The organism is Sphingobium terrigena, from assembly GCF_003591655.1.
Lineage (GTDB): Bacteria > Pseudomonadota > Alphaproteobacteria > Sphingomonadales > Sphingomonadaceae > Sphingobium > Sphingobium terrigena.
In genome coordinates this window covers 36,173-55,507 of the sequence record NZ_QVRA01000005.1, presented here as the reverse complement: position 1 = coordinate 55,507, position 19,335 = coordinate 36,173, and the positions used below count along the sequence as shown (strand labels likewise).

Genomic DNA, 19,335 nt, shown 5'->3' with positions numbered 1-19,335 from the left:
TCCGAAATGACTATGCCCGCTGTTTTTGCCGTCGCAATCGTGCATGATCGCGTAATGAAAATTGCAATCCTCATGATTGTCTCCTGCGCGCTGTTGAGTTGCGCGGATGCAGGCGCCGTCACCGCACAGTCGCCGCAGACGCCCGTCGCTGTCCCTATCGTATCCGCGCCACCCGTCCCGACACCGGCGGTGGAGCATAAGCGGTTGCTTGAAGAACTCGCTGCCCTCCGACAGAAAAATGAGGCGTTGGCACTGGAGAGCAAATTCGCGGACTTGCGGGTCGAGCTCATCGACAACCAGACCAATTGGTTCGAGATAGTGACCAGCTCTATGATCGGTCTGTTTGGCGTCCTGATCACCGTCATCGTCATCTTCTTCGCGCTGCGTTTCGGCAAGGCGGCTGTCGCCGAAGCCCGCGAAGAGCTGCGCAAGGATCGGGAAGATATTGTACAGCTATTGGCCGATGCAAAAGCATCAGTCGCGGAAATCCAGACCCACAGAGAGACTGCCAAACAGCTAATCGGCGACCTTAAACCGGGTGAGGTACCGACGGACCCGAAGGTACAGGCCGATTTGCGGGAGATTGCGGATGCAGCATTGGCAAAGCCCCGACGCGACCGCAGCATAGATGATTATCGCGCCTTGGTCATGGCGGCCTTTCTCGACAAGGACTGGTCAGCGATGGAAAGGCGTTCCAGTGCCATGATCTATATGTTCGAGGACGATATAGATGAGGAAAGCTTGTGTTTTGCGCTGTTTAATCGCGCCTATGCTCTTGGCGAACTGGACCAGCGTGCTGAAGCGATCGCTATCTATGGCGAAATTGTGTCGCGCTTCAGTAGCAGTGAACATCACGACTTGCAGACACAAGTGGCGATGGCCCTTCTTAATCAGGGATACGAACTGGGCGCATTGAACCGACGGGCCGAGGCGCTGGTGATCTATGACGATATTATGACACGTTTCGGCAAGAGTCATCATCCCGAATTGCAGGAGCGGGTGGCAAAGGCACTGGTCAATAAAGGCATAGAGCTTGCCGCGTTGAATCGTCGGGCTGAAGCGATCACCGTCTGTGATGATGTTGTGACGCATTTTGGTGGGAATAAACGACCAGAACTACAGGAGCCGGTTGCTAGAGCGCTGATTAACAAGGGTTTAGAACTTGGTGCGCTGGACCGAAAGGTCGATGCGATCACGACTTACGACGATATTGTGAAGCGTTTTGGCGGGAGCGAGAATCCCGACCTGCAGACGCACGTGGCGAAGGCGCTAGTTTGCAAAGGTGTCGTACTCGGAGCGCTAGACCGAGGGACTGATGCGCTCGTGACTTATGATGATGTTGTGGCGCGTTTTGGTGATAGCGAACACCACGGTTTGCAGCAGCAAGTGGCGAAGGCTTTGGTCTGCAAAGGGTGTGACCTTGGAGCGCTGGACCAAGGAGCCGAGGCGCTCATCGCTTATAACGATGTTGTGATGCGTTTTGCAGGGAGTGCGTGTCCCGACCTACAGAAGCAGGTGGCGAATGCCCTGTTCAACACTGCTTGTATTCATGCACTCGATGCAAATGTTGCGGATTCGATAGAAACGTTGTGACGTTGGGCTAGCACGGAGGGCGTGTTAGATATCGAAGCCATCGCAATCGACTCCGATTTCGATGCCGTCCGCGATGATCCCGCCTTTGTCGCCTTCATCGCGGCGCATGTGCCTATCGCAGCCGACTGACAGCACGCTTCTCGCTCGTCGAACAACTCAGACTCGCCATGTCCGCGCGGCGCTCATATAGTCGCGCCACCACTCTTCCCGCGAAAGCCCTTCATGCATCTTCTCATCGGTCTTGCGGGCATCTTGCTCATCCTTGCCATCGCCATTGCCCTGTCGTCCGACCGCCGCGCCATCCGGCTGCGGGTCGTGGGCGCGGCCTTCCTGTTGCAGGCGGGCATTGCCCTGCTGGTCCTCTATGTCCCCGCCGGGCGCGCGGTCATTGCGGGCATGTCGAAGGGGGTGTCGAACCTGCTCGGCTATGCGCAGGCGGGCACCAATTTCATCTTCGGCCCGCTCGCCAGTCCCGAAATCGGCGGGGCCAGCTTTGCCATCGCCGCGCTGCCGGTCATCATCTTCTTCGCCAGCCTGGTGTCGATCCTCTATTATCTGGGGGTCATGCAGTTCATCGTCCGCTGGGTCGGCGGCGCGATCGAGGCGGTGACGGGCGTGTCGAAGGTGGAAAGCCTGTGCGCTGCCGCCAACATTTTCGTCGGCCAGAGCGAAAGCCCGCTCGTCATCCGCCCCTATCTGGCCGGCCTCACCCCGCCGCAACTCTTCACCGTGATGACCAGCGGCATGGCCGGGGTCGCGGGCACCATCCTTGCCGCCTATGCCTCGATGGGGATCAAGATCGACTATCTCCTTGCCGCCAGCTTCATGGCTGCGCCCGGCGGGCTGCTGATGGCCAAGATCATGATGCCCGACACGCGCCTGCCGGTGCAGGGCGAATTGCCGCTGGGTGACGATCCTGACATTCACCTGCCCGAAGCGCGGATCAGCGGGGCAGGGCCAGCCGCGCTGCTGCCCGAAGGCACGCCGGGCGAACCCATGCCCGTCGCCAGCCATGACGAGGAAAAGCCCGCCAACATCATCATGGCCGCAGCCCAGGGCGCGCAGACCGGCGTGAAACTCGCGGTCGCAGTCGGCGCGATGGTGCTGGCCTTCGTCGCGCTGGTCGCGCTGGCGAACGGCATATTGGGCGGCATTGGCGGCGTGTTCGGTTACCCTACGCTCAGCTTCCAGCAACTGCTGGGCTATGTCTTTTCGCCGGTCATGTATCTGCTCAACATCCCATGGGAAGAAGCGCAGGTCGCGGGAGGTCTGTTCGGTACCAAGGTCGTGCTGAATGAATTTGTCGCCTATATCAATCTGGGGCAGGTGCAGGGGACGCTGTCCCCCGCCAGCGTCGCCATCGTCACCTTCGCGCTATGCGGTTTCGCCAATTTCAGCTCGATCGCGATCCAGATGGCGGTAACCGGCAACCTGGCCCCCAACCAGCGTCCGATGATCGCCAAGCTGGGGTTGAAGGCGCTGGTCGCCGGCAGCCTCGCCAACCTCATGAGCGCCGCGCTGGCCGGCCTGATGCTCAGCCTGCGCTGACGCATTGCGTGTTCCCGCGCTGGCGGGAACCCAGTCCTGCCGCTTGAATTTAATACGACCACGTAACGAGACTCTATCCCTCTACCCGCAAATCCATTATGGTTAACGCATGGGGGCAAACAGACTTTTCGCGGCCGCGCTGGCGGTCACGCTGGGATCGGCTACGGCCATGGCGCAGGCGCCAAAGCCGGGGGCGCTGGAAACCTATAAGGACTGGACCATCGGCTGCGACAATCGCAACCGGTGCGAAGCCGTCGCGCTGCTGCCCGAAGGCGGCGACCTGCCCGACATCCCGCTGATGATCGGCATCGCCCGCGCCGCCGGACCCGATGCCCAGGCCGAAGTCTGGATCAGCCGCGAAGGCAAGGGCCAGGCCGACGTCACCCTGTCCGTCGATGGCCGCAAAATCGCCAGTGCCATCGCCCGCGACGGCGAAGCGACGATCCGCGGACCACAGGCCTCCGCCCTCGCCATCGCCATGGCGCGCGGCTCCACCATGGAAGTGCGCGCTGGTGCCAAGCTCTATGGTCGCCCCTCGCTCGCCGGGGCAGGCGCGGCGCTGCGCTATATGGACGCGCGGCAGGGCAGGGCAGGGACGACGACTGCGCTGATCGCCACCGGCGCGCTTGGTCCGACGGCGGTAAAGCCCGCACCAGCAGCCCCCGCCATCCGTCGCGCGCTCATCCCCGCCGGTCCCGCGCCCGCCGCCCTGTGGCGCGAGGAACTGACCGCGCTCGGCAAATATACCGGCTGCACCGACGACATGCGCAGCGACCAGACCCCGGACCTGCACCGCCTGTCCAAGACCGAAACGCTCATCCTGGTCCCTTGCGGATCGGGTGCCTATAATTTCTCGTCCGTGCCGGTCATCGCCACCGGCGTGCCGGGCCGCCGCGCCTTCCGCTTCGCCGCCTTCGACTTCAAGCCGGGCTGGAGCGAGGAAGCGGGCCACCCGATGCTGGTCAATGTCGGCTGGACCCCGGAAAAATCGCGGCTCGACAGTTTCGCCAAGGGGCGGGGGCTGGGCGATTGCGGCGGCAGCGAAGCCTATGTCTGGGACGGCCAGCGCTTCCGCCTGATCGAGGCTGCGGCCATGGGCGAATGTCGCGGCGCCTGGCACTGGATCACCACCTGGACCGCCCGCGTCGTCGAATAATACCGAGACGTTTTAACTCCCCTCCCCGGCGGGGAGGGGCCGGGGGAGGGGCCATATTGTAACTATGTTGCAGACTATCTATTCACACCATCTGCACCGCCGCACTCGCCCGACAAATCCGGTCGCGCCCCGACTGCTTGGCCTCATAGAGCGCCGTGTCCGCCGCAGCGATCGCACCATCCACTACGTCCCCGGTCCAGCGGCACACCCCGGCGGAAAAGCTGATCGGGCGGCCATGAATCCGGCCGATCGGCTCCTGCCGCATCTGGCTGGTAATCCGTGCCAGCGACCAGCAGGCTTCATCCTCCGCCGCGCCATGGAAGAAGATTACAAACTCCTCGCCACCCCAGCGCGCGACCTTGTCGACGCGGCGCAGCTGCGCCGACAGGCGATCGGCAAAGGCTGCCAGCACCCGGTCGCCCTCATCATGGCCCAGCTGGTCGTTCACCTGCTTGAAATGGTCGATGTCGATGATGGCGACACACCCCCGGCGCTGGTCGCGGGGCAGGGCATCGATCTGCGCCAGAAAGCCGCGCCGGTTGGCAATGCCGGTCAGCGGGTCCTCATGCGCCGCGACCTGCAGGTCATCGATCTGCGCGCGCGCCGTGCTGGCGGCGCGATGGACCCCGGCATAGAGCGTCTGGATCACATCGCCCATTTCGGGCAGCGCGGTCTCCGCCTTGCGGTTCAGCGTCTCTGCCAGCGCATGAATGGGATTGAGCAGCGCGCCGATGCCCATGAGGGCGATTGCCGTGCCGAAAACTGTCATCAACGTCAGCAGGACAAACTCGGTCAGCGCGATCCGCCCGGTCGCCAGCCCCCAACTGCTATAGCCCAGCAGCGGCAAATGGGTGACAATGAAGCAGAGGGTGAACAGGCGCAGGCGCAGCGAGCGCGGGAAAATGAAAGACGTCGCGAGATAGAAATGCATGGATGGCCCCGTAATTGCGAATGGGCCGCAACGTCGCGGGGCGAGCTAAATGGATTCCAAAGAAACAGGGTTAATTTTGCCAAGCGGGACGAGCCGTGCCGTAGCTGAGTCAGATAGCGGCGCGATCAGCGCGACGCGCCCGGCACCCATTTGACATCGGCCGCGCCATTATCATTCACCCGCCGCGCCAGCACGAACAGCAGGTCGGACAGCCGGTTGAGATAGGCGAGAGCCTGCGGGTTGAGCGCGACCTCGACCGCCGCCGCCGTCGCGCTGCGTTCCGCCCGCCGCGTGATCGCGCGGGCCAGATGGATCGCGGCAGCGGCAGGCGAACCGCCGGGCAGGATGAAGCTGTCGAGCGGGGCGAGATCGGCGTTCATCGCATCGATCTGATCCTCCAGCCGTTTGACCTGACCGGCGATGATCCGCAGCGCCCATGGCTCGTCCGCCCCATCGGGGATCGGCGTTGCCAGATCCGCGCCCAGATCGAACAGATCATTCTGGATCGTCGTCAGCCACGCGGCTTCGGGCCTATCGCCCATCGCGATGATCGCCAGTCCCAGCGCGCTATTGGCTTCATCGACATCGCCCACCGCCTGCATCCGCGGCGCGTGCTTGGGCAGGCGCGATCCATCGACAAGACCGGTCGTCCCCGCGTCCCCGGTGCGGGTGTAGATCTTGTTCAGCTTGACCATCGGGTCAGCTATTACCCTTGGCCAGCAGCATGATGGCAACGATGATGATCGCACCGGCCTGAAACAGCACGCGGTTCAACATCATCTTGTTCTGCTTGAGCCGCGAGGGGCCGGGACCGCTGCCTTCAGGCGCGTTCAGTTCTTCCTTGGTGACCTGAAGGAAGCTGATGATGCCACGGATCAGCGCAAACAGAGTTGCGGCCATGGCAAGGGCGAGGGCGATGACTAGGACGGTATTCATAAGTCGGTTCTAGGCGCTTGCCAGCCTGATGCCAACCGGAAAGCGCCTGTCCCTTAGGTCAGCGACCAGGCGCGCCGGGTCCATGCCCTGCGCCCGCAAATCCGCCAGCGCAATCGACCCGCTCCGCTTGGCCAGCCGCCTGCCATCTGCGTCCACCAGCAAGGGATGATGGATATAGACAGGGGAGGGCAGGCCCAGAAGTGCCTGCAACAGCCGATGCACGTCCGTCGCGCCCAGCAGATCGTCGCCGCGCAACACATGGCTCACCCCCATCGCCGCATCGTCCAGCGTGCAGGACAGGTGATAGCTGGCAGGCGCATCCTTGCGCGCCAGCACCACGTCGCCATGGAGGAGAGGATGGGCGTGATTTAGCCCCTCCCCTTCAGGGGAGGGGTTGGGGTGGGGGTGGGGGCTATCGTCTTGGTAAAGCGCCTGGGGCAAGCCCCCACCCCCGTCCCCTCCCCTGAAGGGGAAGGGTGATGCCCGCCATTCCACCATCCCAACCCGCGCCACCGCCTGCCCCATATCGATCCGCCACGCATGAGCCGCCCCCGCGTCCATCCGTCGCGCCCGCTCATCCGCGCTCAACTCCCGGCACGTCCCCGGATACACCGCCCCCTCCGGCCCATGCGGCGCGTTGGCGCTGGCGGCAATATCCGCCCGCGTGCAGAAACAGGGATAGAGCAGCCCCATGCCCCGCAACCGCGCCAGCGCCACGTCATACTGCGCCAGCCGCTGCGACTGGAACATGACCTCGCCGTCCCAGCCTATCCCCAGCCAAGCCAAATCCTCCAAGATCCCCGCAACATGCTCCGCGCGGCTGCGGGTGCCGTCTATGTCCTCGATCCGCAGCCGGAACGCGCCCCCCGCCGCCCGCGCCATGTCGTGCGCCAGCAGCGCCGACCAGGCGTGGCCGACATGCAGCCGCCCGGTGGGGCTGGGGGCAAAGCGGGTCACCATATGCTGTGGTGCGGTGGATGATGTCATACAGGCTCTTGACGGGCGATAGAGGTTAATGCTGTCATACTGACGTCATGTTGCTGGTGGATCAGCAGCGTCGGCAAGGGGGTAGAGGCTTTCTATGTACCATCCCGACCTAATACGACATCCGGAAAACTGTCCGGCACTGGTGTTGAATGCAGATTACACCCCGCTCAGCTATTATCCGCTGAGCCTGTGGCCGTGGCAGACCGCGATCAAGGCGGTGTTTCTCGACCGGGTCGACATCATCGCCTCCTATGCGCGGCAGGTGCATAGCCCCAGCCTGGACATGAAAATCCCCTCGGTCATCGCGCTCAAACATTATGTGAAGCCGTCAGAACATCCCGCCTTCACCCGCTTCAACCTGTTCCTGCGCGACAAATTCAGCTGCCAATATTGCGGCAGCACCAGCGATTTGACCTTCGACCATGTCGTCCCGCGCCGCGCCGGTGGCCGCACCACATGGGAAAATGTCGCGACCGCCTGTTCGCCCTGCAACCTCAAAAAGGGCGGGCGCACCCCCAAGCAGGCGGGGATGCAGCTCCACGTCCAGCCGATCCGCCCGACCAGCTGGCATTTGCAGGAACATGGCCGCGCCTTCCCGCCCGGCTATCTGCACGAAAGCTGGCATGACTGGCTCTATTGGGACGTCGAGTTGCTGGCGTGAGACTGGCGCTGGCGCTGCTGCTGCTAACGCCCGCACCCCTGGCCGCGCAGGAGGATCATTCCGGCCTCACCCGCGCCAAATATGTCCGCAACTGCCTGATGTGCCATAGCGCCGCCGCGCCGGAGGGGGTGTCGCCCGCCATCCTGACCGGCCTCTACCCCAAACCCGGCCTCCAGCCTGCGGTCGCCATGCCCGGCCTCATTTGCTGGCGCCGCTGCACCCGCTGCTTCGCGCCCGATCGCCCACCGCCACAATCGCGCTAGGCGTTGCAGAGAAAGCGTGTTCCCGCGCAGGCGGGAACCCAGTCCCACGCTCCGAACTGGGCTCCCGCCTGCGCGGGAGCACACAAGCGAACCTCAGCCGACCGGCAGCCAGTCCAGATCCATATCCTTGTGCCGGTTGGTGTAATGGCCGATTTCCTCCAGCCGCGCCATCTGGTGCAGGGTAATCCGCCCGTTGGAACGGCTGATCAACCCTTCCTGCTCCATCTGGCGGATCATGCGGTTCACATGCACCGATGTCAGGCCGATCGAATCGCCAATCTCTTCCTGCGTCAGCTTCAGGTCGAAACTGTCGATGACGCCGTCGTCGGTCACGCGCAGCCGGTCGAACATGTCGAGCAGGAAGGACGCCACCCGCGCCTTGGCCGATGTGCGGCCCAGCGATGCCAGCCGGTCGGTCATCGCCACCCGCTCGGCATTGGACAGCAGGAACAGCAAAGCCGCAACCCGCGGATATTCCTCCAGCAACCGGCGCAGCGCGTGCTTGTCGAACGGGCACACCACCACATCGGTCAGCGCGATCAGCGATTCGGGGGCCTTGCTATAAATGGTGCTGGCTGACCCGATAAAATCACCGGGGAAATAGACGCGCAGGATCTGGCGGCTGCCATCGGGCAGGATGACAAAGCTCATCACCCGGCCTTCACGCAGCACGAACAATTCGGTCACCGTATCATTGACCCGCTGGATCATCGCGCCACGCTTTACCTTGCGCGGATTTTCCTCCAGCCGGGCAAGGGCCGCCTTTTCCGCGTCGGACAGCGGCACATGCTTGGCCAGCCTTTCTGCGAAACAACTTGTTACCACCAATAAACCTCTTAAAAATTCTCGTTACGATGGCAAAACGCCCCACGCGCCTTTTGGCTGCATTTTGGTTGGCCGCACTAAACTCGATCAAGATCGCTGCATTTGTTTCGGCTGTTACAATCAGGCGCGACAAATCGCCCGTAGCTTGCCTTGCACGGCGCGCATTTGCCGCTATTAACCCTGACCAATGGACCGCATCATCATCCGCGGCGGCAAAGCGCTCAACGGCCGCCTTCCCATCTCCGGCGCGAAAAATGCAGCGTTGACGCTGCTGCCCTGCGCCTTGCTGACTGACGAGCCGGTGACGCTGCGCAACCTGCCGCGCCTCGCCGATGTCGACAGTTTCGGTCATCTGCTCAACCAGCTGGGCGTATCGACCATGATCGAGGGGGCAAGGCCGGAGGATTTCGGCCGGGTCATGACGATGCGGGCCGGGCGGGTCACCTCGACCGAAGCCCCCTATGACATTGTGCGCAAGATGCGCGCATCGATCCTGGTGCTCGGCCCCTTGCTCGCCCGCGCGGGCGAAGCGCGGGTGTCGCTGCCCGGCGGCTGCGCCATCGGCAACCGCCCGATCGACCTGCATTTGAAGGCACTCGAAGCCTTTGGCGCGATCATCGAGATTGCCGCGGGCTATGTCCGCGCCAGCCTGCCCGATGGCGGCTTGCCCGGCGGCATCTACACTTTCCCGGTGGTCTCGGTCGGCGCGACCGAAAATGCGCTGATGGCCGCGGTTCTGGCCAAGGGCACCTGCATTCTGGAAAATGCCGCGCGCGAACCTGAAATCGTCGACCTGTGCCGCCTGTTGCAGGCGATGGGCGCGGACATTGAAGGCGTCGGCACCGACAAGCTCATCATCCATGGCCGTGAGCGCCTCCATGGCGCCACCTATCGCGTCATGCCCGACCGGATCGAGGCGGGCAGCTATGCCTGCGCGGCGGCGATCACCGGCGGGTCGCTCGACCTGATCGGCGCCAATGGCGAGGATATGCACGCGATCATTGCCGCGCTGCGCGACGCTGGCGTGCAGGTGGACGTCCACAAGGATGGCATTCGTGTCTCCTCCGACGGCAAATTGAAGCCATTGACCCTCTCGACCGCACCTTTCCCGGCTTTACCGACCGACATGCAGGCGCAATTCATGGCGATGCTGACCATGGCGGACGGCGCGTCGGTGCTGACCGAAACCATCTTTGAAAATCGCTACATGCATGTGCCTGAACTGGCACGCATGGGCGCGGACATCGCCGTCAACGGCCGCACCGCCGTCGTGCGCGGCGTTGACAGGCTGGTCGGCGCGCCGGTGATGGCGACCGACCTGCGCGCCTCCATGAGCCTGATCCTCGCGGGCCTGGCTGCGGAGGGCGAAACCCAGGTCAATCGCGTCTATCATCTCGATCGCGGCTATGAACGGCTGGAGGAAAAACTCTCCGCCGTTGGTGCCGATATCGAGCGGGCCAGTGATGGCTGACGGTATCGGTCTGGAAACGGATCGCAGGGCGCTCCTGGCGCTCTATGATCTGGATGCCGGTGGTTTTCGTCATCTGGACGAAATTACCGCCTTCGCCTCCACCCTGTGCGATGCGCCCATAGCGCTTGTCAGCATCGTGGAAGAGGCGCGCCAGCGCTTCCTCGCCCGCACTGGCCTTGACGCTGAAGAAACCCCGCGCGACGTGTCCTTCTGTGCGCTGGCGATGCTGGGGGACGATATTTTCGTCGTGCCCGATGCGTGCAACGACCCTCGCTTTGCCGACAATGCCCTGGTCACCGGCCCGCCGCATATCCGCTTTTACGCAGGTGCGCCGCTGGTCGATGGCGCGGGCGTGCCGCTGGGCGCGCTGTGCGTCATCGATACGCAGCCGCGCGCCGATCTGACCCCTATGCAGCGGCAGGGGCTGACCCTGCTGGCGCGGCAAGTGATGGTCGAACTGGAGGGGCGTCGCCGCGACCGTGACGTCATCGCCCGCCAACGCCAGGACGCTGCCGCCATTGCCGACAGCGACCGCATGTTCCGCACATTGGCCGACACCATGCCGCAAATGGTCTGGTCGACCCTGCCGGACGGCTATCATGATTATTATAACGCGCGCTGGTATGAATATACCGGCGTCCCGGCCGGATCGACTGATGGCGAGGGGTGGAACGATATGTTCCATCCCGACGATCAGGACCGCGCCTGGGGCCGCTGGCGCCGCTCGCTGGAAACCGGCGAACCTTATGAGATCGAATATCGCCTGCGCCACCATAGCGGCGACTATCGCTGGACGCTGGGCCGCGCCCTGCCGATCCGCGACGGGGCTGGCAATATCCTTCGCTGGATCGGCACCTGCACTGAAATCCACGAACAGAAATTGATGATGGAAGAGCGCGAGATGATCGCGCACGAACTGTCCCACCGGATCAAGAATATCTTTTCGGTGATCGCAGGCCTCATCGGCCTGTCGGCGCGCCAGCATCCCGAAATCAGCGATGTCGCCGACGATCTGCGCGATCGCATCCTGGCGCTCGGCCGCGCCCATGATTTCGTGCGGCCCCACAGCGCGGAATCCGCGCCGCAGGTCGGCCATGGGCAGGGGCTGCTCTGGGGCATATTGGAACAGATTTTCGCGCCCTACAAAGCGCAGGATGGTTCGCGCATCGCGCTGTCGGGGGACAATGTCGCGATCGATGACCGCTCGGCGACGCCGTTGGCGCTGCTGTTCCATGAACTGGCGACCAACGCCGCCAAATATGGCGCGCTATCGACGCCAGACGGCAGGATTGCCCTCCATATCACCCGCGAAGGCCCGGATGTTCGTATTGATTGGCGTGAGCAGGGTGGCCCGGCGGTTCAGCCGACCCATTCCGATGGCTTTGGCAGCCGCCTCATCACCCTGAGCGTGGAGCGGCAACTGGGTGGACGGATTGTTCGGGACTGGTCCGCAGACGGGCTGAAACTCAGCCTCTGGATTCCATCCCGCTCGATGAGCCGTTCGGCAGGAAAGGAATAAAGCCGGCAATATCGGCTGCGTGCAATTCAGGTTCATCCTCCGCGGCCAATTGCAGCGCGGCGGAAATGCTCTGCGCGCGAAATGGCTTGGTGATGACGCCCAGCGCCGCGACCGAAGCCGCGCCAATCTGCGAAGGGTTGGCGGTGACATAGATGACGCGGATGCCATAGCGGCTGGCCAGTTCCATGCCGATGGTCGGCCCGGTCGGCCCATCGCGCAGGTTCAAATCGACCAGCGCTATGTCGCAGGAGTCCGCGCAGGCCAGCGCAGCCTCGCGGTCAGCGGCAATGGCGCTGACGTCGAATCCCGTCTCCTCGACAATCTGTTCAATTTCCAGAGCGACGAAAATCTCGTCCTCGACTATCAATACTTTCTTGCTCATCCTTGGGGCCTGTATGATTCAGGACAAGAAATGCCCCGCTGCCCGCACGGTTCCCGTGACTGCATAAGAATCCTTGGTCGACAGACCAAAGAACAGGGTCAATGCTGCCCGCTGTTCCACAATGTCTCGAAATTGGTGGCGTCCTTCATCAACAGGACGGACGCGGGATAGCCGCCTTCGCTAGCCTTGCGCGCGGTGTCTGTCGCGCTCTCGACCGCTGCCGCCTGGCTATCGAACGGGCCATAATAGCTGTTGTTCAGATTGATCTTCCACACGCCCTCATGGGCCAGGACGATGTAGCGGGCGTGTGGCAGTGTAGCGGACATGGTTATAGAACCTCTGTGTTATAATGGTGCCACGCCATGATGGCCACGGCGCCGCGATGCGGACGCCAGGCTTCGGCCAACTGGCGGGTCATTTTTTCGCTCGGTCGTTCGGGCAGGCCCAATATCCGGCCGACCTCGATCTGCACGGCCAGATCGCCCGCCGGCCAGATGTCGGGCCGCCCTTCGGCGAACAACAGGTAGATTTCCGCCGACCAGCGGCCAATCCCCTTGATCTGGATGAGCTGCGCAATCGCGTCCTCATCATCGGCGGGCAGGGCGTTCAGGTCCAGCGCCCCGCTCAGCACCATTTCGGCCAGGCTGCGGGCATAGCCCTGTTTCTGGCGCGACAGGCCGCAAGCGCGCAGCGCGTCATGGTCGCGGCCCAGCAGCGCGTCGGGCGCGCAGCCCGCGCCCAGTTCCGCCTCCAGCTTGCGCCACACCGCCGCCGCTGCTGCCACGCTCACCTGCTGGCCTACGATCGTGCGTAGCAGCGTCTCATAGCCCGGCTCCCGCAGGCGCGGTTCAGGATAGCCGACACGGGTCAGCGCTGCGCCAAATCCCGGCTCGATCGCGGCGATGGCGTCCAGGCTGGTGCGTATTGTTTCTGCGGTCGTGACCATAAGTTGTTTTCCGTCCGCCCTTGATTTCCCGGCGTCTGTCCGTCAGAGCGGCGGAGAAAATTCTAGGGGACTGGATAGATGCCGAAACTGATCGTGGTCAACCGTGCGGGCGAAGAACAGGCTGTCGATGGCGACAATGGCCTGTCGGTGATGGAAGTCATCCGCGACAATGGCTTTGACGAATTGCTGGCGCTCTGCGGCGGCTGCTGCTCCTGCGCGACCTGCCATGTCTTTATCGACCCGGCTTTCGCTGATTCGCTTCCCGCGATGAGCGAGGACGAAAATGACCTGCTCGACAGCTCCGACCATCGCAACGACACCAGCCGCCTGTCCTGCCAGGTCGTGCTGAGCGATGCGCTGGACGGCCTGCGCGTCACCATAGCGCCGGAAGATTGATGCTATGAGCGCGCCCGCTACCGCTGCAACCGCAGCGTGGCGGCGGGCGCCTCACTCGTCAGCGGCGTGACCCGCCAGACGATACGCTTGCCATTGGCGACAGGCTGCGCGCCCTCCTCCTGATTCTGGCTGATAATCTCCGCGTCGGTCGTCAGCGTGAAGCTGCCGTTCAGCGCCTTGGCCGCTTCTTCGCCCGGCCCGCCCGCGCCCAGCGTCGGCCCCTGACTCTTGTCGAACCCATTGGCAAAGCCCGGCGCCTTCACCCGCACCCGGTCGTCCCCGCGCAATTCCGCCGCGACGAAGGGCAGCACGATCTGCGCGTCGATGTTGAAGGGAAACAGGAAGGCATGGGTCAGCCGCCCGCTGATCGCATAGTCGATCTCGAACTTGCGATTCCCCATGTAACGCACTGATTTAAAGCCTTTTTCTTTCGTCAGAGCGTCGGCGATCGCGCGCATTTGCACGTCGTTACCATTGTCGGCTTCGCTGTCGAACTTTTCCTGCGCGATTTGCAACAGCTGTGCCGGTGCCGTCTCGCCATCCTCGCTTGCCGGTTCAGGGACGCTCATCGCCCCCTTGCCGCTGTCCGACGCGATGATCTCGCCCTTATAGGCAAAGCTGAAACTGCGGTCGGCCCGGATGTCGAGCGAGGACTCGAACTTGCCCGGCGTCACCAGGCAAGCCGACAGCGCCATCACCCCCGGCAGCGCCAGCACCCAACGCAACAGACATGTCATGGCGACGTCCCCCGACTAGCCGCCCGGTCGGCCGCCTACCGGCTGGCGGCGGCGTACAGGGCGATGGCCGCGGCGTTGGACACGTTCAGGCTCTCCATCCGCGGACTGATCGGCAGTTTAGCCAAAATGTCGCAATGCGCCATGCTGTTGTGACGCAGCCCTTCGCCTTCGGCCCCCAGCACCAGCGCGACCCGCGATTCGCCGATCGCGTCGCCCAGATTTGTGTCCGCCTCGCCATCCAGCCCGATGCGCCAGTAACCGGCCTCGGCAATTTCGTCCAAAGCCCGCGACAGGTTGACCACCCGCACCCACGGCATGATCTCCAGCGCGCCCGACGCGGCGCGCGCCAGCACGCCTGATTCGGGCGGGGCGTGCCGGTCCTGCGTGACGATGCACAGCGCATCGAACGCCGCGGCGGACCGCAGGATCGCACCGACATTATGCGGGTCGGTCACCTGGTCCAGCACCAGGATCGGCCGCTTGTCATCGCGCCCTTCGTCCAGCACATCGCCCAGCCAGACATCGTCCAGCGGTTCGACTTCGGCGACGATGCCCTGATGCGGCGCGTCGGACGGGACCATCCGGCCCATATCCGCCACATCGGCATAGACGATCGGCAGCACCGGTGGCAGCTCCAGCGCGCCCAGCGCTTCGCGGGTGCCCCATATCTTGCGCACGATGCGGTTGGGATTGGCCAGCGCCGCAATGACGGCGTGGCGACCATAGAAGCGCGGGAACGCGCCCTTGGGCTTGGCGGGACGATGACCTCTTTTCATGGAAGCGCTCTTTTCACATCCGACCATTGACAGGCAAGCCTCCTTTCGCCATTGAGCCGCCTCCAGCGCGGGAAAGAAGCTTTTTCCTGACCGCGACGGGTAATGGACAGGTGGCCGAGTGGTTAAAGGCAGCAGACTGTAAATCTGCCGGGCTACGCCCTACGTTGGTTCGAACCCAACCCTGTCCACCACCCTCTCAAAAGGGTCGGGCGGATCAAGTCGCTCCCCGCTATCTCTGATATTTCCAGTTCCGCCCCTTGCCCTGCGCGATCCATTCGACCGCCTGGGCCATGCGCTTGTCGCGGGTCGAATCACCTTTGGCGTCATTGATCCATTCGCAATAGTCGCGGACCTTGCCCGGCGGGAAGGCGGCCCACACCGCCGCGGCAGCCGGGTCAGCAGCAATCGCCTCTGCAAAAGCCGGATGGACGGCAAGCGGCGCGCGCGGCTCTTTCGCGCTGGTGCGCGGCCGATCCCCCGCATCAATCAACGCCATTGCCTGGCGCAGCAGCGCGGCGATTTCCGCGTCGGGCGGCAGGTCGATCAGGCTGGCAATCTTGCCGAACTGCCCCATCGCTCCCGATTTGGCGGCGTCCTGCCCAACCTTGTCATGCCAGAAACCGAAGGCGGCATGACTCTTGAACGCGGCCATGCTGCACAGATTCTGGTCCTTATAGGTGAAGAAGGGCATTCCCCATTTAATCGCCTCACCCGCTTCCGGCACTGTGGCATGAACCAGCGCGCGGATATGGGTCAGGATTGGCCGGGCAAAATCCGCCTGCCGCGCAATATAGGCGTCGATGCGGGGATCGCCCGGCATCGCGTCAGTCCTGCCGGTGCCGCACGGTCAGCAGATAGTTGATCGCCTTGTTCGCCGACAGGGTGAAGCCCCGCCCCGGATCGAAGCTCAGCCCGCTGCTGTCGATCACCTCCAGCCCGGCCTGTTCCAGCAATGCTGTCAATTCCTCCGGCGTGATGAACTTGCCCCAGTCATGCGTCCCCTTGGGGATGCCGCCGATGCTCTCGCCGATCGTGATCATCGCCAGGCGGGAGAGGGGGGTGCGGTTGGGCGTGGACAGGATCATGAGGCCATCGGGAGCGAGTCTTTCGGCCAGCGCGCGGACGAAAGCGGCGGGATCGGCGACGTGCTCGATCACCTCCATGGATGTGACCAGATCGAACCCGCCGTCCGCCACTTCCTCTACCGGCGTCGCGCGATAGTCGATCGCCAGCCCTTGGCGGTCGGCATGGGCGCGCGCCGCCGCGATATTCTCCGGCGCCGCGTCCAGCCCCGTCACACTTGCGCCCAGCCGCGCCAGCGGTTCGGCCAGCAACCCTGCACCGCACCCCACATCCAGCGCCCGCTTGCCGCCAAGCGGCTCAAAATCATGCGATTTGCCCGGCCAGTGCGCGTCGATCGCCGCCCGAATATAGGCGAGCCGCACCGGGTTCAGCTTGTGCAGCATCGCGCTGCTGCCCTGCGGGTCCCACCACTCGGCCGCCATCGTGCCGAAATGGGCGGCCTCCCTGGGGTCGATCGTTGCTGTCGGGTTGCTTGCCATATCCGTATCCGCTGCTAAAGAAGCGCCGTTTCGCCCTTCTGGGACATTTTCTTTCTCACCAACAGGCAGGTTCGACAAGCAAATGGCGCGCATCGTGATGAAATTCGGCGGCACCTCCATGGCGGGGATGGAGCGAATTCGCAACGTGGCCGCGCGTGTCAAACATGTGGTGAGCCAGGGCCATCAAGTCGCCGTCGTCGTATCCGCCATGGCGGGCGAGACGGATCGGCTCGTCGGCTTCTGCAAGGAAGCCTCCGCCCTTTATGATCCGGCCGAATATGATGTCGTCGTTGCCGCCGGTGAGCAAATCACCAGCGGCCTACTGGCGATGACGCTGAAGGCCATGGACGTGGACGCGCGCAGCTGGCTCGGCTGGCAGCTCCCCATCAAGACCGTGGAAGCCCATGCCAAGGCGCGGGTCAGCAGCATCGATACCGACGCGCTGCTCGCTGCGATGGGCGCGGGGCAGGTCGCCGTGATCCCCGGCTTTCAGGGCATGATGGCCGATGGCCGCGTCTCGACGCTTGGCCGGGGCGGCTCCGACACCTCCGCCGTCGCCGTCGCCGCTGCGATCAAGGCCGATCGCTGCGACATCTATACCGACGTCGATGGCGTCTATACCACCGACCCGCGCATCGTGGCGCGCGCGCGCAAGCTCGACCTCGTCACCTATGAGGAAATGCTCGAACTCGCCTCGGTCGGGGCCAAGGTGCTGCAAACCCGCTCGGTCGGCCTTGCCATGAAGGAAGGCGTGGTCGTGCAGGTCCTGTCCTCCTTCGATGATCCAACCCAGACCGACCTGCCCGGCACGCTGATCGTCAGCGACGAGGAACTGGAAGCCAAGCTCAAGGAAAGCAAGATGGAACGTCAGCTCATCACCGGCATCGCCCATGACAAGAATGAGGCGAAGATCATCGTGACCCGCGTGCCCGACAAGCCGGGCGCGGTCGCCAGCATCTTCACGCCGCTGGCGGACGCTGCGATCAACGTCGACATGATTATCCAGAATGATAGCAAGGATAATGAAGAGACCGACGTCACCTTCACTGTGCCGCGCGCCGACCTTGCCCGCAGCGTCGATATTCTCGAAGCGAACAAGGACGCGATCGGCTTCCGCCGCATCATCACCGACACCGAGGTCGCCAAGATCAGCGTCGTGGGTGTGGGTATGCGCAGCCACGCCGGCGTCGCCGCGACCATGTTCAAGACGCTGGCCGACCGCGGCATCAATATCGAAGCGATCTCCACCAGCGAGATCAAGGTTTCGGTCCTGATCGACGAGGACGAAACCGAACTGGCCGTCCGCGTGCTGCACACCGCCTATGGTCTGGACGCCCCGGCGGCTTAGTCGCTATTTGGCTGATGCCGGCCTGCAAATGGCACCTTTCTGCGCTTCCGGTGCTCACGTGCATTAAGCACGCTGCGCGCCGGTTCTCGAAAGGCACCATTTTCGTCTCGGCCTGAGCCAAATATCGACCAAGCCGCTTCGCTCTTTACTTCAATCGTCATCCCCGCGAAGGCGGGGATCCATCTCCCGGCCTCTCGACTGGCGGTGGCTTTTGCGCTTCTTGAGGTTCGACACATGACCAACGCCAAACTCACTGCCCTCATGGCTCGCGGCACGCAATTCCTCGGCTGCGAAAGCGCGATCCTGTGCGGCGCGATGAGCTGGGTGTCGGAACGGCATCTCGTGTCGGCCATGTCCAACGCGGGCGGTTTCGGCGTGATCGCCTGCGGCGCGATGACACCAGCCCTCCTCGACGCGGAAATCGCTGCGACCAAGGCGCTGACAGCCAAGCCCTTCGGCGTCAACCTCATCACCATGCACCCGCAACTGTTCGACCTGATCGACGTCTGCGCCAGCCATGACGTGACCCATGTCGTGCTGGCCGGCGGCCTGCCGCCCAAGGGCAGTATCGAGGCGATCAAGGCCAAGGGCGCCAAGCTCATCTGCTTCGCGCCCGCCCTGGCGCTGGCCAAGAAGCTGGCGCGGTCGGGCGTCGATGCGCTGATCGTTGAGGGCCATGAAGCAGGCGGCCATATCGGCCCGGTCGCGACCAGCGTGTTGGCGCAGGAAATCCTGCCCGAAATGAGCGAGCAATTGCCCGTGTTCGTCGCGGGCGGCATTGGCCGGGGCGAAGCGATCGCCGCCTATCTGGAAATGGGCGCAGCCGGCGTGCAGCTTGGCACCCGTTTTGCCTGCGCCACCGAAAGCATCGCCCACCCAGCGTTCAAAAAGGCCTTCTTCCGCGCCTCGGCCCGCGACGCCATCGCCAGCGTCCAGATCGACCCGCGCCTGCCGGTCATTCCCGTGCGCGCGCTCAAAAATGCGGGCATGGAAAATTTCACCGCCAAACAGCGCGAAGTCGCCAATCTGCTCGACGCCGGCGCGGTCGATATGGGCGAGGCACAGTTGCAGATCGAACATTTCTGGGCCGGTGCGCTGCGCCGCGCCGTGATTGACGGCGATGTCGATGGCGGGTCGCTGATGGCGGGCCAGTCGGTCGGCATGGTGACGAAGGAAGAACCGGTCGCTGACATCATCGCGCAGCTGATGGCGGAGGCCGCCGTGGCCCTAGAGCGACGGGCCGCCTGAATCCTTGCGATGAACGGTTAATCAGGCATATTTCCTCCGACCAGAATGCC

Annotated in this window: 22 protein-coding genes and 1 tRNA gene; 11 read left to right on the top strand and 12 right to left on the bottom strand. The window is 63.6% G+C overall.

Translation table 11 applies throughout. The features are described from left to right. The first annotated feature begins 12 nt into the window (after positions 1 to 12). The 3 genes from D0Z70_RS06990 to D0Z70_RS06980 all read left to right on the top strand — a co-directional run bounded on the left by D0Z70_RS06990 (position 13) and on the right by D0Z70_RS06980 (position 4,297). Positions 13 to 1,593: a tetratricopeptide repeat protein gene (locus D0Z70_RS06990; protein WP_182913873.1), complete on the top strand. Its 1,581-nt coding sequence runs from the start codon at positions 13 to 15 to the stop codon at positions 1,591 to 1,593. 222 nt (positions 1,594 to 1,815) lie between these two features. After that, positions 1,816 to 3,141: a NupC/NupG family nucleoside CNT transporter gene (locus D0Z70_RS06985; protein ID WP_119744778.1), complete on the top strand. Its 1,326-nt coding sequence runs from the start codon at positions 1,816 to 1,818 to the stop codon at positions 3,139 to 3,141. A 109-nt stretch (positions 3,142 to 3,250) separates the two neighbouring features. Then, complete coding sequence (locus D0Z70_RS06980; RefSeq protein WP_119744776.1) at positions 3,251 to 4,297, top strand: DUF1176 domain-containing protein; 1,047 nt, start codon at positions 3,251 to 3,253, stop codon at positions 4,295 to 4,297. An 82-nt stretch (positions 4,298 to 4,379) separates the two neighbouring features. Here D0Z70_RS06980 and D0Z70_RS06975 read toward each other — a convergent pair whose 3' ends face one another. The 4 genes from D0Z70_RS06975 to gluQRS form a co-directional block, all read right to left on the bottom strand. Continuing rightward, complete coding sequence (locus tag D0Z70_RS06975) at positions 4,380 to 5,228, bottom strand: GGDEF domain-containing protein (RefSeq protein ID WP_119744774.1); 849 nt, start codon at positions 5,226 to 5,228, stop codon at positions 4,380 to 4,382. A 125-nt stretch (positions 5,229 to 5,353) separates the two neighbouring features. Further along, positions 5,354 to 5,923 (bottom strand): cob(I)yrinic acid a,c-diamide adenosyltransferase, encoded by a 570-nt coding sequence (locus D0Z70_RS06970; protein WP_119744771.1) that lies wholly within the window; start codon positions 5,921 to 5,923, stop codon positions 5,354 to 5,356. A 4-nt stretch (positions 5,924 to 5,927) separates the two neighbouring features. Beyond that, the gene (locus D0Z70_RS06965) at positions 5,928 to 6,164 is read right to left on the bottom strand and encodes a twin transmembrane helix small protein (protein WP_119744769.1); all 237 of its coding nucleotides are present in this window, start codon (positions 6,162 to 6,164) and stop codon (positions 5,928 to 5,930) included. Between the two features lie 9 nt (positions 6,165 to 6,173). Further along, positions 6,174 to 7,151: a tRNA glutamyl-Q(34) synthetase GluQRS gene (gene gluQRS / locus D0Z70_RS06960; RefSeq protein WP_119744767.1), complete on the bottom strand. Its 978-nt coding sequence runs from the start codon at positions 7,149 to 7,151 to the stop codon at positions 6,174 to 6,176. A 94-nt stretch (positions 7,152 to 7,245) separates the two neighbouring features. Here gluQRS and D0Z70_RS06955 point away from each other — a divergent pair, with 94 nt between their 5' ends. Then, entirely contained in the window at positions 7,246 to 7,812 is a 567-nt protein-coding gene (locus D0Z70_RS06955) for an HNH endonuclease (protein ID WP_119744765.1), read from the top strand. Further along, positions 7,809 to 8,075, top strand: a complete 267-nt coding sequence (locus D0Z70_RS06950; RefSeq protein ID WP_119744763.1) for a hypothetical protein — start codon at positions 7,809 to 7,811, stop codon at positions 8,073 to 8,075. Before D0Z70_RS06955 ends, D0Z70_RS06950 begins: the two co-directional genes overlap by 4 nt. A 93-nt stretch (positions 8,076 to 8,168) precedes the next feature. On the opposite strand, the gene D0Z70_RS06945 is transcribed toward D0Z70_RS06950, so the two are convergent. After that, on the bottom strand, positions 8,169 to 8,903 hold the full coding sequence (locus D0Z70_RS06945; protein ID WP_119744761.1) for a Crp/Fnr family transcriptional regulator: 735 nt from the start codon (positions 8,901 to 8,903) through the stop codon (positions 8,169 to 8,171). 184 nt (positions 8,904 to 9,087) lie between these two features. Between D0Z70_RS06945 and murA the strand changes: the two genes are divergently transcribed. Together murA and D0Z70_RS06935 are read left to right on the top strand one after the other, a co-directional pair. Beyond that, entirely contained in the window at positions 9,088 to 10,371 is a 1,284-nt protein-coding gene (gene murA / locus D0Z70_RS06940) for a UDP-N-acetylglucosamine 1-carboxyvinyltransferase (protein WP_119744759.1), read from the top strand. Then, positions 10,364 to 11,890 (top strand): PAS domain-containing protein, encoded by a 1,527-nt coding sequence (locus D0Z70_RS06935; RefSeq protein ID WP_119744757.1) that lies wholly within the window; start codon positions 10,364 to 10,366, stop codon positions 11,888 to 11,890. The genes murA and D0Z70_RS06935 overlap by 8 nt, the downstream gene beginning before the upstream one ends. Here D0Z70_RS06935 and D0Z70_RS06930 read toward each other — a convergent pair. The 3 genes from D0Z70_RS06930 to D0Z70_RS06920 form a co-directional block, all read right to left on the bottom strand. Then, a complete protein-coding gene (locus tag D0Z70_RS06930) occupies positions 11,838 to 12,272 on the bottom strand; it encodes a response regulator (protein WP_119744755.1) in 435 nt (144 codons plus the stop codon). The two genes, D0Z70_RS06935 and D0Z70_RS06930, sit on opposite strands and share 53 nt — an antisense overlap. 98 nt (positions 12,273 to 12,370) lie before the next feature. Further along, on the bottom strand, positions 12,371 to 12,598 hold the full coding sequence (locus tag D0Z70_RS06925; protein ID WP_119744753.1) for a DUF2188 domain-containing protein: 228 nt from the start codon (positions 12,596 to 12,598) through the stop codon (positions 12,371 to 12,373). A gap of 2 nt (positions 12,599 to 12,600) precedes the next feature. Beyond that, positions 12,601 to 13,218, bottom strand: a complete 618-nt coding sequence (locus tag D0Z70_RS06920; protein ID WP_119744751.1) for a DNA-3-methyladenine glycosylase family protein — start codon at positions 13,216 to 13,218, stop codon at positions 12,601 to 12,603. A 78-nt stretch (positions 13,219 to 13,296) separates the two neighbouring features. Between D0Z70_RS06920 and D0Z70_RS06915 the strand changes: the two genes are divergently transcribed. After that, on the top strand, positions 13,297 to 13,614 hold the full coding sequence (locus tag D0Z70_RS06915) for a 2Fe-2S iron-sulfur cluster-binding protein (protein ID WP_119744749.1): 318 nt from the start codon (positions 13,297 to 13,299) through the stop codon (positions 13,612 to 13,614). Between the two features lie 17 nt (positions 13,615 to 13,631). Here D0Z70_RS06915 and D0Z70_RS06910 read toward each other — a convergent pair whose 3' ends face one another. Both D0Z70_RS06910 and D0Z70_RS06905 read right to left on the bottom strand, forming a co-directional pair. Beyond that, the gene (locus D0Z70_RS06910) at positions 13,632 to 14,351 is read right to left on the bottom strand and encodes a hypothetical protein (protein ID WP_119744747.1); all 720 of its coding nucleotides are present in this window, start codon (positions 14,349 to 14,351) and stop codon (positions 13,632 to 13,634) included. A gap of 35 nt (positions 14,352 to 14,386) precedes the next feature. After that, on the bottom strand, positions 14,387 to 15,127 hold the full coding sequence (locus tag D0Z70_RS06905; RefSeq protein WP_119744745.1) for a TrmH family RNA methyltransferase: 741 nt from the start codon (positions 15,125 to 15,127) through the stop codon (positions 14,387 to 14,389). Between the two features lie 104 nt (positions 15,128 to 15,231). On the opposite strand from D0Z70_RS06905, the gene D0Z70_RS06900 reads away from it, so the two are divergent. After that, a tRNA-Tyr gene (locus D0Z70_RS06900) sits at positions 15,232 to 15,318 on the top strand. A 38-nt stretch (positions 15,319 to 15,356) separates the two neighbouring features. Here D0Z70_RS06900 and D0Z70_RS06895 read toward each other — a convergent pair. Together D0Z70_RS06895 and ubiG are read right to left on the bottom strand one after the other, a co-directional pair. Then, on the bottom strand, positions 15,357 to 15,947 hold the full coding sequence (locus D0Z70_RS06895) for a YdeI/OmpD-associated family protein (RefSeq protein WP_119744743.1): 591 nt from the start codon (positions 15,945 to 15,947) through the stop codon (positions 15,357 to 15,359). A gap of 4 nt (positions 15,948 to 15,951) precedes the next feature. After that, the gene (gene ubiG / locus D0Z70_RS06890) at positions 15,952 to 16,689 is read right to left on the bottom strand and encodes a bifunctional 2-polyprenyl-6-hydroxyphenol methylase/3-demethylubiquinol 3-O-methyltransferase UbiG (RefSeq protein ID WP_119744740.1); all 738 of its coding nucleotides are present in this window, start codon (positions 16,687 to 16,689) and stop codon (positions 15,952 to 15,954) included. 82 nt (positions 16,690 to 16,771) lie between these two features. On the opposite strand from ubiG, the gene D0Z70_RS06885 reads away from it, so the two are divergent. Together D0Z70_RS06885 and D0Z70_RS06880 are read left to right on the top strand one after the other, a co-directional pair. Beyond that, positions 16,772 to 18,037, top strand: coding sequence for an aspartate kinase (locus D0Z70_RS06885; protein WP_119744738.1), 1,266 nt, complete (start codon positions 16,772 to 16,774; stop codon positions 18,035 to 18,037). Between the two features lie 234 nt (positions 18,038 to 18,271). Beyond that, the gene (locus D0Z70_RS06880; protein WP_119744736.1) at positions 18,272 to 19,285 is read left to right on the top strand and encodes an NAD(P)H-dependent flavin oxidoreductase; all 1,014 of its coding nucleotides are present in this window, start codon (positions 18,272 to 18,274) and stop codon (positions 19,283 to 19,285) included. Positions 19,286 to 19,335 lie beyond the last annotated feature (50 nt).

Coding starts and splice junctions, on each gene's coding strand:
- D0Z70_RS06990 (WP_182913873.1), top strand. CDS start 13: ATGCCCGCTGTTTTTGCCGTCGCAATCGTGCATGATCGCGTAATGAAA.
- D0Z70_RS06985 (WP_119744778.1), top strand. CDS start 1,816: ATGCATCTTCTCATCGGTCTTGCGGGCATCTTGCTCATCCTTGCCATC.
- D0Z70_RS06980 (WP_119744776.1), top strand. CDS start 3,251: ATGGGGGCAAACAGACTTTTCGCGGCCGCGCTGGCGGTCACGCTGGGA.
- D0Z70_RS06975 (WP_119744774.1), bottom strand. CDS start 5,228: ATGCATTTCTATCTCGCGACGTCTTTCATTTTCCCGCGCTCGCTGCGC.
- D0Z70_RS06970 (WP_119744771.1), bottom strand. CDS start 5,923: ATGGTCAAGCTGAACAAGATCTACACCCGCACCGGGGACGCGGGGACG.
- D0Z70_RS06965 (WP_119744769.1), bottom strand. CDS start 6,164: ATGAATACCGTCCTAGTCATCGCCCTCGCCCTTGCCATGGCCGCAACT.
- gluQRS (WP_119744767.1), bottom strand. CDS start 7,151: ATGACATCATCCACCGCACCACAGCATATGGTGACCCGCTTTGCCCCC.
- D0Z70_RS06955 (WP_119744765.1), top strand. CDS start 7,246: ATGTACCATCCCGACCTAATACGACATCCGGAAAACTGTCCGGCACTG.
- murA (WP_119744759.1), top strand. CDS start 9,088: ATGGACCGCATCATCATCCGCGGCGGCAAAGCGCTCAACGGCCGCCTT.
- D0Z70_RS06935 (WP_119744757.1), top strand. CDS start 10,364: ATGGCTGACGGTATCGGTCTGGAAACGGATCGCAGGGCGCTCCTGGCG.
- D0Z70_RS06930 (WP_119744755.1), bottom strand. CDS start 12,272: ATGAGCAAGAAAGTATTGATAGTCGAGGACGAGATTTTCGTCGCTCTG.
- D0Z70_RS06925 (WP_119744753.1), bottom strand. CDS start 12,598: ATGTCCGCTACACTGCCACACGCCCGCTACATCGTCCTGGCCCATGAG.
- D0Z70_RS06920 (WP_119744751.1), bottom strand. CDS start 13,218: ATGGTCACGACCGCAGAAACAATACGCACCAGCCTGGACGCCATCGCC.
- D0Z70_RS06915 (WP_119744749.1), top strand. CDS start 13,297: ATGCCGAAACTGATCGTGGTCAACCGTGCGGGCGAAGAACAGGCTGTC.
- D0Z70_RS06910 (WP_119744747.1), bottom strand. CDS start 14,351: ATGACATGTCTGTTGCGTTGGGTGCTGGCGCTGCCGGGGGTGATGGCG.
- D0Z70_RS06905 (WP_119744745.1), bottom strand. CDS start 15,127: ATGAAAAGAGGTCATCGTCCCGCCAAGCCCAAGGGCGCGTTCCCGCGC.
- D0Z70_RS06895 (WP_119744743.1), bottom strand. CDS start 15,947: ATGCCGGGCGATCCCCGCATCGACGCCTATATTGCGCGGCAGGCGGAT.
- ubiG (WP_119744740.1), bottom strand. CDS start 16,689: ATGGCAAGCAACCCGACAGCAACGATCGACCCCAGGGAGGCCGCCCAT.
- D0Z70_RS06885 (WP_119744738.1), top strand. CDS start 16,772: ATGGCGCGCATCGTGATGAAATTCGGCGGCACCTCCATGGCGGGGATG.
- D0Z70_RS06880 (WP_119744736.1), top strand. CDS start 18,272: ATGACCAACGCCAAACTCACTGCCCTCATGGCTCGCGGCACGCAATTC.